Source organism: Arthrobacter hankyongi (assembly GCF_022012395.1).
GTDB classification, from domain to species: Bacteria; Actinomycetota; Actinomycetes; order Actinomycetales; family Micrococcaceae; genus Crystallibacter; species Crystallibacter hankyongi.
In genome coordinates, this window is the sequence record NZ_JAKLTQ010000001.1 from 559,904 (window position 1) to 572,397 (window position 12,494).

The 12,494-nt window shown below is 71.2% G+C and carries 13 protein-coding genes; 6 read left to right on the top strand and 7 right to left on the bottom strand.

What is annotated here, in order from left to right; all coding sequences use genetic code 11:
• Positions 1–111 precede the first annotated feature (111 nt).
• Positions 112–1,029 (top strand): LysR family transcriptional regulator, encoded by a 918-nt coding sequence (locus LVY72_RS02500; RefSeq protein ID WP_237817864.1) that lies wholly within the window; start codon positions 112–114, stop codon positions 1,027–1,029.
• Between the two features lie 21 nt (positions 1,030–1,050).
• On the opposite strand, the gene LVY72_RS02505 is transcribed toward LVY72_RS02500, so the two are convergent.
• Together LVY72_RS02505 and LVY72_RS02510 are read right to left on the bottom strand one after the other, a co-directional pair.
• Positions 1,051–2,163 (bottom strand): alanine racemase, encoded by a 1,113-nt coding sequence (locus LVY72_RS02505; protein WP_237817865.1) that lies wholly within the window; start codon positions 2,161–2,163, stop codon positions 1,051–1,053.
• 4 nt (positions 2,164–2,167) lie between these two features.
• Entirely contained in the window at positions 2,168–2,758 is a 591-nt protein-coding gene (locus LVY72_RS02510; RefSeq protein ID WP_237817866.1) for a TetR/AcrR family transcriptional regulator, read from the bottom strand.
• Between the two features lie 142 nt (positions 2,759–2,900).
• Here LVY72_RS02510 and LVY72_RS02515 point away from each other — a divergent pair, with 142 nt between their 5' ends.
• The 4 genes from LVY72_RS02515 (at position 2,901) to LVY72_RS02530 (ending at position 6,737) form a co-directional block, all read left to right on the top strand.
• On the top strand, positions 2,901–4,391 hold the full coding sequence (locus LVY72_RS02515) for an APC family permease (RefSeq protein ID WP_237817867.1): 1,491 nt from the start codon (positions 2,901–2,903) through the stop codon (positions 4,389–4,391).
• Between the two features lie 13 nt (positions 4,392–4,404).
• The gene (locus LVY72_RS02520) at positions 4,405–4,740 is read left to right on the top strand and encodes a cupin domain-containing protein (RefSeq protein WP_237817868.1); all 336 of its coding nucleotides are present in this window, start codon (positions 4,405–4,407) and stop codon (positions 4,738–4,740) included.
• Between the two features lie 20 nt (positions 4,741–4,760).
• Positions 4,761–6,050: a flavin monoamine oxidase family protein gene (locus LVY72_RS02525; RefSeq protein WP_237817869.1), complete on the top strand. Its 1,290-nt coding sequence runs from the start codon at positions 4,761–4,763 to the stop codon at positions 6,048–6,050.
• Between the two features lie 150 nt (positions 6,051–6,200).
• Positions 6,201–6,737 (top strand): HtaA domain-containing protein, encoded by a 537-nt coding sequence (locus LVY72_RS02530; protein ID WP_237817870.1) that lies wholly within the window; start codon positions 6,201–6,203, stop codon positions 6,735–6,737.
• A 25-nt stretch (positions 6,738–6,762) separates the two neighbouring features.
• Here LVY72_RS02530 and idi read toward each other — a convergent pair whose 3' ends face one another.
• Positions 6,763–7,284, bottom strand: coding sequence for an isopentenyl-diphosphate Delta-isomerase (gene idi, locus LVY72_RS02535; RefSeq protein WP_237817871.1), 522 nt, complete (start codon positions 7,282–7,284; stop codon positions 6,763–6,765).
• A gap of 49 nt (positions 7,285–7,333) precedes the next feature.
• Positions 7,334–8,197, bottom strand: a complete 864-nt coding sequence (locus LVY72_RS02540) for a hypothetical protein (protein ID WP_237817872.1) — start codon at positions 8,195–8,197, stop codon at positions 7,334–7,336.
• Positions 8,198–8,363: 166 nt separating this feature from the next.
• On the opposite strand from LVY72_RS02540, the gene LVY72_RS02545 reads away from it, so the two are divergent.
• The gene (locus LVY72_RS02545; protein WP_237817873.1) at positions 8,364–10,016 is read left to right on the top strand and encodes an ABC-F family ATP-binding cassette domain-containing protein; all 1,653 of its coding nucleotides are present in this window, start codon (positions 8,364–8,366) and stop codon (positions 10,014–10,016) included.
• Between the two features lie 9 nt (positions 10,017–10,025).
• Here the strand turns inward: LVY72_RS02545 and LVY72_RS02550 are convergent, their stop codons facing one another.
• Genes LVY72_RS02550 through LVY72_RS02560 form a run of 3 tightly spaced genes read right to left on the bottom strand, consistent with a single transcriptional unit; the run spans position 10,026 to position 12,459 of the window.
• A complete protein-coding gene (locus LVY72_RS02550) occupies positions 10,026–10,625 on the bottom strand; it encodes a histidine phosphatase family protein (protein WP_237817874.1) in 600 nt (199 codons plus the stop codon).
• A 27-nt stretch (positions 10,626–10,652) separates the two neighbouring features.
• Complete coding sequence (locus tag LVY72_RS02555; protein WP_237817875.1) at positions 10,653–11,594, bottom strand: ribokinase; 942 nt, start codon at positions 11,592–11,594, stop codon at positions 10,653–10,655.
• Between the two features lie 34 nt (positions 11,595–11,628).
• Positions 11,629–12,459, bottom strand: a complete 831-nt coding sequence (locus LVY72_RS02560) for a DeoR/GlpR family DNA-binding transcription regulator (protein ID WP_237817876.1) — start codon at positions 12,457–12,459, stop codon at positions 11,629–11,631.
• Between the last annotated feature and the right edge of the window lie 35 nt (positions 12,460–12,494).

The following is a 12,494-nucleotide window of genomic DNA, read 5'->3' on the forward strand; positions in this document are numbered from 1 at the left end:
GGGCACAGCCCTCCGTTACGTGGAGCACAATAAGGGTGCACCCGGAGTTCGATTAGCGTCCAATAAACAATCGGAACCAATTCAATATCGATTGGGATATAAATAGGGAGCATGGAGCTCAAACACCTGGCCGCCTTCACGATGGTGGCCGAAGAACTGCACTTCGGCCGGGCCGCCGACCGGCTCGGGATTGCGCAGCCGCAGCTGAGCCAGTGGATCCGGCGGCTGGAGACGGACCTGGGCGCGACGCTCTTCGACCGCAGCACCCGCACGGTCCTGCTGACCGAACACGGCCAGGCGATCCTCGAACCGGCCCGGGAGACCCTGGCCCGCGCCCGCCTGGTAGAGCGGGCCGCCCTGCTGGGCCGCTCCGGTGTCGTCGGACAGGTGCGCATCGGCTATGCCGGCGCCAGCAGCCGCGAGGTCATCCCACCCCTGGCCCGGGCGGTCCGGGCCGAGGAACCGGGCATCGAACTGGACCTGCGCTCCATGATCTACGGCGGCTTCACCCCCGCCCTGGTGGCCTCGGGCCAGCTGGATATCGGCTTCTCCCGGCTGCCGGTGGTCAACTACGACGTACATGCGCGCATCTTCACCTACGAGCGCATCGTCGCCGCGCTGCCGGAGGACCATCCGCTCGCCGCCGGCGAGCGCGTCGAGATCAAGGACCTGGCCACCGAGCAGTTCGTCACCTTCCCGGCCACCCGGGGCTCGACCGTGCGCGACGCCTGCCTGCGGCTGGCCCACGAGGCGGGGTTCTCGCCGCGGATCGTTCAGGAGGCCCCGGATTCCTACGCGATCCTGGGCCTGGTCGCCGCCGGCGTCGGGGTCACCCTGACGGTCTCCTCGGTCCAGCACATCAATACCCCCGGGCTGGTTTACCGGGAACTCGCCGGGGATCCGACCTACCTGGCCGCCGTGGTCGTCTGGGCGAAGCACAACGCCGGCCGGGCCACCGGCCGGGTGATCGAGATCCTGGAGGACCTCATTCCGACCCCGCCCGAATGTCCGGGGCGGGTCCTGCTCTGACGCCCCGGCCGGAGGGCCGGCTCAGAACTCCGGGTGCCAGACTTCCGCCCTGGCGCCATCCACGGCGACCACCTCGCGCCACCGGTCGAACACCGAACACGGGTGGGAAATGCCCAGGTCCACGACGTCGCCGACGGCCAGTCCCGCCGCCTCGGAGACCACCGCGTGGTGGTCGAACAGCCTGGCCACGGTGCCCGCCGCCCCGGCCAGCACCTCACTTCCGCGGTAGGCCGCCACGATCACCGGCAGTCCGGCGTCGTACGCCAGCTCCCGCTTGCCCGCGTTCAGCACCGCGAGGCCGGGTTCGGGCACGGAGACCACCAGCGCCCGCACCACCGCGGCGGCGGTGAGCCCGGGCACCGGCGAGACCTCGGCGTAGGTACCGTGGTCATGCACCACGTAGCAGCCCGAACGCAGCACATTCAGCGCGCCGTCGGGCAGGAACCGCGCCGCCTGGTCCTGGAACGCGGAGCCGCCGATGCTGAACACCGGTTCGCCGGCTTCGCACTCCGGCCGCAGGGCCTCGAAGACCTCCTTTGCCAGTGCGCAGTGCGCGGCCACGCGGGCCAGGTTCTCCGCCGTCCGGACGTTGGGCGCCACCCCCTCGTACGCGCTGACCCCGGCCAGCAGCAGGCCCGGCGACGCCGCGATCCGCGCCGCCAGCGGACCGGCTTCAGCCAAGGTCCGGATGCCGGTGCGCCCGCCGGGGGTGCCAACGTCGACCAGGACCCGCAGCGGCCGGGCCGCGCCGTCGAAAGCCGCAGCCAGCGCACGCACCCCGGCCGCAGAATCGGCCAGGCAGTAGATTTCCAGGCCGGCATCCGCTTCCAGCCAGCGGCGCAGGCGCTGCAGCTGGGGGCCGAAGACGACCTCGTTGGCGATCAGGATCCGCGCGGCCCCCCACTCGATGGCTTTGGCGGCCTGTGCCACGGTGGCCACCGTGGCGCCCCAGCTGCCGGGCAGCTGCCGCCGGACGATCTGCTCGGTCATGGTGGTCTTGATGTGCGGGGCCAGCACCATGCGGTGCTCCCGCGCCCAGGCCTGTTTGAGCGCGATATTGTGCTCGACGGCCGCCACGTCCACGAGCAGCTGCGGCAGCGAGTCCAGCGGCAGGGCAGGATCCAGGGGCGGCACGGCGTCAGGCCTGCCCCGGCTGGGACGGCACGGCCAGCGGCTGGCCGGCCAGCAGTGCCCCGACCCGTGTCATGGCGTCCCGCGCCGCCTCGGGGCCGGCCACCGTCAGCAGCTGCAGGACAAGGCCGTCCAATGCGGCGAACACGGCCCGGGCCAGCGGGCCGGTGTCCGCGTAACCGTGCTTGCGCAGCGCGTCTTCCATGGATCCGATGTAGGCCTCGTAGAAGGCCACGGCCGCGGGCCGCAGTTCCGGCCGGCGGCGGGACTCCAGGATCATCTCGTACTGGAACAGCTGGAGTTCGGGTTCGGCTTGGACAAAGTCCACCAGCGCGGCGGCGAAGTCCGCGTCGATTTCCTCGGTCGCGGACAGGTCGCTGATCCGGATCGAGCGTGCCGCGGCCCATTCCATGGCCGCATTCAGCAGGGCGTCGCGGGAGCCGAAGTGATGCGAGATGAGCGTGTTGTTCACCCCGGCCCGCTCGGCGACGGCCCGGTAGGTCAGCCCGCGCAGCCCTTTCTCCGCCACCACCTGGACCACGGCCGCCAGCAGCGCCTCGCGCCCGTCACCGTACTTGTGAGCCCGCTCAGTAGCCATGGTGCGAGTCTATCCAACCAAGGCCGCCGGAATTCCCTCTTGACGGATCAAACTAAGCAAGTGCATAGTTTTAAGCACGTGTTCCGGCTCACACCATTCGTTCGACGCGTATTCGCGGCACTTCCCTCCGAAAGGTCCTTCGATGACCGACTCACCGACTTCGCCTGCCCGCGGGCAGGAGGCCGAAGCGACCCTGCACCAGAGCCTGCGCTGGCAGGACGCCTTTGCCCTGGCGATGGCTGTCTCCGGCGGCATCTTCGTCTCCTTCGGCGCCACCATGGCGGCCATCGGCGCACTCTCGGCGCTGGCCCTCTGGGCGCTGGCCTCCGCCATCGGCTGGCTGCAGAACAATCTGTTCGCCGAGATGGCCTCCATGTTCAAGGACAAGCCCGGCGGCGTACCCACCTACGCCTACGAGGCCTGGCGCGAACGCTTCGCCCCGGCCGGGGCCATCGCCTCCTTCGGCTACTGGTTCGGCTGGGCCGCGGTGCTCTCGATCGTCAGCGTCACCGCCGGCGGGGTGATCCAGGCCCGCTGGTTCCCGGAGCAGACCTGGGCGCTGGACGTCGGCATCGCCCAGCTGGGCCTGGGCCAGCTGCTGGGCATCGGCCTGATCCTGGCCATCCTGGTTCCGAACCTGTTCGGCGCCCAGCTGGCAGCCTGGGTGAACAAGGTGGTCGGTGCCGCGCTGCTGGTTCCACTGCTGATTTTCATCGCGGCGCCGGCCATCAGCGGGCAGTGGAGCGCCGCGAACCTCACCTGGGGACTGGGCGGCCCCGGGGCGGACGCCTGGGGCGGCTGGCAGAACGCGATCGCCTGGCTGTACCTGATCGGCTGGACCGCCTACGGCACCGAGATGTGCGCGGCGTTCACCCCCGAGTACCGCTCCGCCAAGGATGCCCGCAAGGCGCTGTTCACCTCCGGCGGCTACACCTTCCTGATGTTCGCCCTGGTCCCCCTCGGCGTCGGCGGCCTGGTCAGCCAGGACGCCGCCGCGTCCGACGTCGGCGGCATCTTCGTCAACGCCTTCGCCGCCGTCATCCCGATCGGGCCGGTCGCGGACATCATGCTCCTGATCCTGCTCGGCGCCCTGCTGATGGGCGTGAACACCGGCATGGCCGACGCGTCCCGGGCCCTGTACGGGGCGGCCCTGGACGGCCTGGTGCCGCGCCAGCTGGAGAAGCTCAACCGGCACGGGGTCCCGGCACGCGCCCTGTGGACGGCGGTTGCGATGAACATCGGCCTGATCGTGCTGGTCTCCAACCCGATCTCGATCCTGGTCGCCGCCAACCTGGGCTACCTGCTGGCCATCCTGCTGGCCGTGGCCGGCTTCCTGGTCCTGCGCCGGGACCACCCGGGCCTGGCGCGGTCCTTCCGCGCCGGCGCCTACGCCGTCCCGCTCGCCGCCGTACTCACCGTCTACGGCGCCGTCGTCCTCCTGGTCGGCGCCCTGTCCGCCGAAATCACCGGCTACGGCGGACCCGTGGAACTGGCCATCGGCGTCGGAATCCTGCTGCTCTCCCTGGTCCTGTTCGTGATCCGCCGCCGGGTCCAGGACAACCTACCCCTGTTCCGCGATCCACGGCCGGCCCCGAACACCCTTCCCAGCCAATCCACCGCCGCAACCCAGTAAAGGAAACAGCACCATGACCGCACCCGTCTTCCACACCGACCACGACGCCGCAGCCTCCGAACCCTTCGAGGTGGGCCAGGTCCAGTGGCTGCGCCGGCCCGGCGATGGCGGCAACGACGCCCTGGCCGCCGGCATCTGGAGCGTCACGCCGCAGGACGCGCCGGAAACCTTCGACCTGCCGATCGAGGAGGACGAGACCGTCTACATCGTCTCGGGCCACCTGCACATCGAAGTCATCGGCGGGGACTCCTTCGACCTGACGGCCGGCTCCATGGCCTCCTTCTCCAAGGGCGCCAAGACCCGCTGGACCGTCATGGAACCCACCATCGAATTCTTCGTCTACAGCTGACCGGGAAAGGAACCACCGCTATGCAAACCACCGACGTCGTCGTCATCGGTGCCGGCTTTGCCGGCCTCACCGCCGCCCGGGAACTGACCGCCAAGGGCCGCTCCGTCACCCTCCTCGAGGCGCGCGACCGGATTGCCGGGCGCACCTGGGTGGAGCCCGGGCTCGGCCGGAACCTGGAACTCGGCGGCACCTGGGTCCACTGGGTCCAGCCGCATGTGTGGGCCGAACTGACCCGGTACGGCATCGGCGTCGTCACCGGTCCGGAATTCGAAAAGGCCTACTGGTGGGCCGACGGACAGCGCCGCGAAGGCCCGGCCGAACAGGTCCTGGAGCTGCTCGACGAGCCGAACCAGCGGCTGCTGGCCCAGGCCCGCGAGCTGATCCCGCTGCCCTACCAGCCGCTGGCCAACCCGGCGGTCAAGGGCGTGGACCACCAAAGCGTCGCCGAGTCCATCGACGCCCTCGGCCTGCCCGAAGAGCAGCGCCAGCTGCTGCGCACCTTCTGGTCGCTGAACTTCAACGGCCGGATCCAGGACGCCGCCCTCACCCAGGCCCTGCGCTGGTGCTCGGCGGCCAGCGGCGACTGGAAGCTCATGTTCGAGGCCTGCGCCACCTACAAGGTGGAAGGCGGCACCGTGGCCCTGGCCGAGGCCATGCTCGCGGACGCGGGCGCCCAGCTGGAGCTCAACGCCGTGGTGCAGCAGGTGCGGCAGGACGGCGACGGCGTGGTGGTCACCACCGCGGACGGGCGCAGCTGGGCCGCGCGCGCCGTCGTCGCCACGCTGCCGCTGAACGCACTGGACACGGTCGAGTTTTCGCCGGCCCTGTCCGAGGGCAAACAGGCGGCCGCGGCCCGCGGCCAGGCCGGACGCGGCGCCAAGCTGTGGATCAAGGTCAAGGGCCGGCTGGAGCGGCTGGTCGCCTTCGGTGCCGAGGACTGGCCGCTGAACTTCGTCCAATCGGAGTACTTCGACGAGGATTCGACCACGCTGGTGGCCTTCGGCCCGGACGGCACCCAGGTTGACGTCGAGGACGCCGCCGCGGCGCAGGCCATCCTCGAGCGGCTCCTGCCGGGCGTCGAAGTCCTCGAGGTCGCCGGCCATGCCTGGGTCCAGGATGGATTCGCCAAGTCCACCTGGCCGATGCACTACACCGGCTACCTGTCGATGAGCCTCGGCGAACTGCAGCGGCCCGAGGACCGGGTCTTCCTGGCCGGCTCGGACTACGCCAACGGCTGGGGCGGCTTCATCGACGGCGCCATCGAGAGCGGATTCACCGCCGCCCGGGCCGTCGAGGCCCGGCTTAGCTGATCCCGGCTGCGGGCGGCCCGAGGAGGCCGCCCGCAGACGCCCGCCCGGCACCGTCCCGACATGGTCCGTAACCAGCGGGCGGCGGTGGATGACGCACCGGCCTGCTCCGATTAGGCTCAAAGACAATACGACCGAGTCCAGGAGCACTTCGTGAACAACCATGCCGACACCGTCCCGGCGGCCCCGGCCCGGGACCTCCTCCCGCCGGAGGGCCTGACCTGGGGGGTCAAACGCAGCTTCGTCAGGTACCTGACCAGCCTGCCCGACGGGGCGGTGGCTGCCGTCGAGGGCGCCTCGGTGCTGGAATCGGGTTTCTTCAATTTCCCGCCCGACGGCGGCAGTTTCGATCCGGCGGCGGGGACCGGGATCCTGCGCTTCCGCGGCGACGTGCGCCTGGAGGGACATTTCGGCATGATGTTCGTCCAGATCGCCAATCCGTGGATCGAGCTCGGATCCGGCGGCGGCTTCCTGACCGTGGCCCTGGGCGAGCCCGGCGAGGCCGCGGAACGGATCCCGCTGATCAGCTTCGCTGCCGCCGTGCCCCAGACGATCGGCGGCAGCCTCGTCTGGCAGGGACTCGAGACGCGCCTGACCCGGGAAGGCAGCGACGTCTTCAACCAGCAGTACGGTACCGGCCAGGAGATGGACCCGCTGTCCATCCGGCTCCCGGCCCCGGACGCCGAGTAGGCTGTCCCGCCGGGAGCGGTGCCGGTCAGTCCAGCTGCGGCAGCTGCAGCACCAGCCACGGGCTGAATGCCCACGGAGCGGCGGCCACGGCGGTGCGCAGGTCCGAGGGATTCACCCAGCGGTATTCGGCCACCTCGTCCGGCCGCGGGTCCGGGGCCCCGGCGGCCAGCGCGGTGAAGACCGGGCAGAACTCGTTCTCCACGATCCCGGAGGCGTCCACGGCGCGGTAGCGGAACTGAGGCAGGACCAGCTTCAGATCCTCCAGCTCCAGCCCCAGCTCGTACCGGACCCGGCGGCGCACGGCATCCTCGAGGCGCTCGCCCGGGCCCGGGTGGCCGCAGGCGGAGTTGGTCCACACCCCCGGCCAGGCCTGCTTGGACAACGCCCGGCGGGTCACCAGCACGTGGCCGCGGGCATCGGAGATATGGCAGGAGAAAGCCAGGTGCAGCGGGGTTTCCCCGGTATGCACGCTGGCCTTGTCGGCCACCCCGATGGGCTTGAGGCCGCCGTCGAGCAGGACCACCTGCTCCGGCTTCGAAGTCTTCATTGCCGCCTATTATGCCGTGGTCCAAGGAACATCCCGTAGTCCGGCGGCCTCAGCGGCCGAATTCGATCCGCACCGAGTTGTCGTCCGGCAGCACCACCACCACGCCGTTGCGCACGGTCCAGCCGTCGTGCAGGAAAAAGAAGCGGCCGCCGCTGACCTCCAGTAGGCGCAGCCCGTCGTAGCGGTAGAGCGGCGAGGCGGCGCTGCCGAGCCTGACCTCCCGCACCGCCGGACCGCCGATGCCCAGGGGTTTCACGCTGTACAGCTCGGCGTGGGGCAGGGTGGCCACGCGCTGCTCCAGGCTGGCAGCCAGTGACTGGCCCACGGCCTGGGCATGGTCCGCGGCGCCCCAGAACATCAGCAACGACACCAGCCCGAACACCAGCGCCGCCTCGGCCGCGCGCTGTTCCACCGGCGGCCGCTGCTCCGGGACGCTGCGCGCCAGCCGGCGCAGCCGCACTGCCCAGGCAGCCAGCAGCACGCCGCCCGCCATCACGTACGGCCCGAAGAGCGGTCCGTCCCCGGCCGCGGAGAGTTCCAGCAACAGCATCACGGCCGCCACCAGGACACCGGCAACGACGGCAACCAAGGTATAGCGGTGCACCGTTCCGCGTGTCGCCGGATCGTGGATCCGGCGCAGCAGCCAGCGGTCCAGCGTGAGCCAGATAAGGCCGGCGACGAGGGCAAAAACCAGCGGAATGAACAAATGGCTCAGGCTGAACAGGATCAGGTCCTGGGTGGTGTAGCCGAACAGCGTCACGTCCAGGCCCATGGCGCGGGCCTGGGCGTCGGCGCGGACCCAGCCGAAGTAGATCAGCAGCGCGGTGGATAGGGTAATCGGCGGGCCGATGGCAGACACCACCGCCAGCACCCGGCCGCGGCGCGGGCGCTCCTCCTCGATCACTTCCTGCACGGGACCGGCCTGGCAGGGCGGGGATGGTGCATCCGGAACCTCGCTGTCTGCGGCTGCACAACCGGGGTCCTCCCGGACCTCCAGCGTAAGCCCGGCCCGCCGGTGCGGACCAGCCTGCCGGGCACACCCGTGCCGGTGCCGCCGGCGGGCTCCCTAGACTGGAGGGATGACCGCAACACTCGTGGCAAAGGACCTCTCCGGCGGCCACGCCCACCGCACCCTCTTTTCCCACCTCGACCTGACCGTGGCCCCCGGGGACGTCGTCGGCGTCGTCGGCGCCAATGGTGCCGGCAAATCCACCCTGCTGCGGATCCTGGCCGGGGTGGACCAGCCGCTGGCCGGCACCGTCAGTGCCGCGCCAGCCGATGCCTTCATCGGCTGGCTGCCGCAGGAGCACGAGCGGATTGCCGGCGAGAGCGTTGCGGCCTACCTGGCCCGGCGCACCGGTGCGGCCGCGGCCACCGCGGCGATGGAGGCGGCCGCGGAGGCGCTGGGCTCGGGCGGCAGGCCGGCCGAGGACGCCTATGCCTCCGCGCTGGAGCACTGGCTGGCCTGCGGCGCGGCGGACCTGGACGAGCGCATTCCCGGCATGCTGGCGGAGCTGGGCCTGGACACCGGGCCCGAGGCACCGATGACCGGGCTGTCCGGCGGGCAGGCCGCGCGCGTGGCACTGGCCGCCCTGCTGCTCAGCCGCTTCGACATCGTGCTGCTGGACGAGCCGACCAACGACCTGGACCTGGCCGGGCTGGCCCGGCTGGAGGAGTTCGTCCAGGGCCTGCGCGGCGGCGTCGTGCTGGTCTCCCATGACCGGGAATTCCTGGCCCGCTGCGTCAGCACCGTGGTGGAGCTGGACCTGGCCCAGGGCCAGGTGGCGGTGTACGACGGCGGCTACGATTCCTTCCTGGCCGAGCGCACGGTGGCCCGCCGGCACGCCCGCGAAGCCTACGAGGAATTCGCCGGGAAGAAGGCCGAGCTCGTCGGCCGGGCCCGGACGATGCGCGAATGGAGCTCCCAGGGTGTGCGCAACGCGCTGAAGAAGAGTCCGGACAATGACAAGATCCGCCGCCGGGCCAACACCGAGTCCTCGGAGAAGCAGGCCCAGAAGGTGCGCCAGATGGAATCGCGCATCGCCCGGCTGGACGAGGTCGAGGAGCCGCGCAAGGAATGGCAGCTGCAGTTCAGCATCGGCGCCGCCCCGCGGTCGAGTTCGGTGGTGGCCACCCTGAACCAGGCGGTGGCCCGGCGCGGGGACTTCACCCTCGGCCCGGTGTCGGTGCAGGTGGACGCCGGCGAGCGGATCGGCATCACCGGCCCCAACGGCGCGGGCAAGTCCACGCTGCTGCGCCTGCTGCTCGGCCATGAGGCGCCCGACGGCGGCGGAGCCACGCTGGGTGCCTCCGTCGCCGTCGGCGAAATCGACCAGGCTCGCCGGCTGCTGGCGCCGGAGCAGCCGCTGGCCGAGGCCTTCGAAGCCCAGGTCCCCGCGCTCAACCGTTCCGAGGTGCGCACGCTGCTGGCCAAGTTCGGTCTGAAGGCGGACCAGACCGGCAGCACCGTGGACCGCCTCTCCCCCGGCGAACGGACCCGCGCCGCGCTGGCGCTGCTGCAGGCGCGCGGGGTGAACCTGCTGGTGCTGGACGAGCCCACCAACCATCTGGACCTGCCCGCCATCGAACAGCTGGAACAGGCGCTGGAAACCTACGACGGCGCCCTGCTGCTGGTCTCGCACGACCGCCGGCTGCTCGAAAACGTCCGGCTGGACACCCGCTGGGAGGTGGCGGCGGGACAGGTCGCCGTGCGGCCGCTGGGTCCGGCCTGACCGGGCCGGTCAGCCGGCGGCGGCCGGGACGGCGGCCGGCTCTTCCGCTGCGGGGTACCGGCGCAGCAGCTCCAGGTCCACCGGCACGGCCTGCGCGTTGGGCACCCGGGGATGCGGCCGGCCCAGCAGCGCGGACATGGTCAGCCGGATGAGGGTGCCGTGGGCGACGGCGACGATCCGGCGCCCGGGATGCCGGCCGGCCAGCTCGCGCAGCGCCGCGACGCCGCGGGCGGCCACCTCCGCCTCGGCCTCGGCCGCCCCGAAGATCGGGGTCATTTCCGGTTCGCTCAGGCCGTTGAGGTACTCGCCTTCGCACCGGCCGTAGTCGCGCTCGAGCAGTCCGGGCAGCGTCAGCGCCAGTTCGAGCCCCGCGGCGGCGCCGATGATCCGGGCGGTTTCGACGGCGCGCTGCAGCGGCGAGGACACCAGCAGGTCCCAGCCGCCGCCGGCCAGCGCCGCTCCGGCATCCCGGGCCTGGCCGCGGCCGACGTCGTTAAGCGGAATGTCGGTACGCCCCTGCAGGCGCCCGGCCGCATTCCAATCCGTCTCGCCGTGCCGGATCAGCACCAGCGCACCGTCGGTATCCGTCAGCCCATGGGCGTTGTCCAATGATTCCTCCTTCAAGCAATCCCCCTATTATCCGCCAGCGGACGGCCGGCCCGGCTCCCCGGCCCATGGATAGGACTGCTGCGCCCCCGGGGCGGTGACCGTGCGGGCCGCTACCTCCGCCGCCAGTTCGCATGCCTGCTGCAGCGCCAGCCCGCTCGCCAGCCCTGCGGCCATGGCCCCGACGAAGGCATCACCGGCGCCGGTGGTATCGACCGCCGCTACCGCCGGAGCCGGCACATGCACGGTGCCCCCGCCGTCGGCCAGTACGGCGCCCCGGGCGCCCAGTGTCACCACCACCGCGGCCAGCCCGGCGGCGGCCAGTGCCCGCGCCAGTGCGGTCCCGTCCGGCACCGGCTCCCCGGTCAGGTCCAGCCGGCCGCCGGTCAGGATGCGCAGGGCCTGCTCCGCCTCGTGTTCGTTGACCACCAGGACGGCTGCCCGCCGGATGGCCTCGGCCGCCAGCGGCACCACCGGCGCCAGGTTCAGCACGGTGCGGACACCGGCGGCGGCGAGCGCGTCCAGGGCGTACTCGACGGTCTGCGGCGGGACTTCGCCCTGCAGCACCACGACGTCGCAGCCGGCCAGGCGCGGCAGTGCCGCGGTGACCCGGGCGATGTCCACGGCCAGGTTGGCCCCGGGCACGACGACGATGCTGTTTTCGGCCTGCCGGTCCACGGTGACCACGGCCAGGCCGGTGGGGTCATCGGCCTCGGCCACCAGGGCCAGGTCCACCCGGCTTTGCCGCAGCAGTTCGGTGGCGGCGGCGGCATTGGCGTCCCTGCCCACCGCCCCGACCAGCAGCACGGCGGCGCCCTGCCTGGCCGCGGCGACGGCTTGGTTGGCGCCCTTGCCGCCGGGCGACAGGGTGCCCCCGGAACCCAGCAGCGTTTCGCCGGGGCCGGGGATCCGGTCCACCAGCAGGGTCAGGTCGACGTTGATGGATCCGATGACTCCTACGGTGCCGGGCATGTGCGCGTTTCCTTTCCCCGGCCGGACCGGTGCCTCAGCTGTGCTTTGCCGCAGCCTCCCGGACATGGTTGCCAGCCACCACCACCGGAATGTTCCGGGATTCCAGGCGGGCGATGTCGTCGGGCTTGGTCCGCGAATCTACCACAACGGCGTCGAACCCGGACAACGGCGCCAGCGCGTGCAGCGCGCGCTTCTCGAACTTGGTGTGGTCCACCAGCAGCAGCCGCCTGGCTGAGGCCTCGAACATGGCCTTCTTGACGTCCACCGTCTCCTGGCTCTGGTGGAAACACACATCGTCGATGACCGCGGCGGCGGACATCACAAACAGGTCCGCCCGCAGGTTCCGGATGGCCTCGGTGGTCATCCCGCCCATGAAGGAGCTGCACCAGTTGTAGTACGTCCCGCCGAGGGCCACCAGCGAGATGCCGCGGGCGCTCTTGAGCTCGTTGATGACGGTCAGGACATTGGTCAGCACCGTCAGCGGGGCGCGGGAGGGAAGCATCTTGGCCAGTTCCAGCACCGTCGTCGAATCGTCCACGAAAATGGCCTGCCCCGGTTCCACGAATTCGAGCGCGGCCTTGGCGATTTCCCTCTTCTCTTCGCGCTGCAGGCCGGACCGGTAGACGTCGCTGGATTCGACCAGGCTGGAGGACAGCGCCGTGGCCACGCCGCGCGACTTGCGCAGCAGCCCCCGGGCCTCCAGTTCGTCCAGGTCCCGGTGGACGGTCATCTGGCTGGTGCCGAACCGCTCGGCCAGTTCGTCGATCCGCACCGCGCCTTCGGCCATCACCATCTCCGAGATGGTCCGCTGCCGTTCCAGCTGCCGGGACAGCCGCGCCCGCGCGTTTCCCCCCTCGGTCTTCATGCTTCCTCCTGAAAATCATCTCCTCCGGCGGCCGG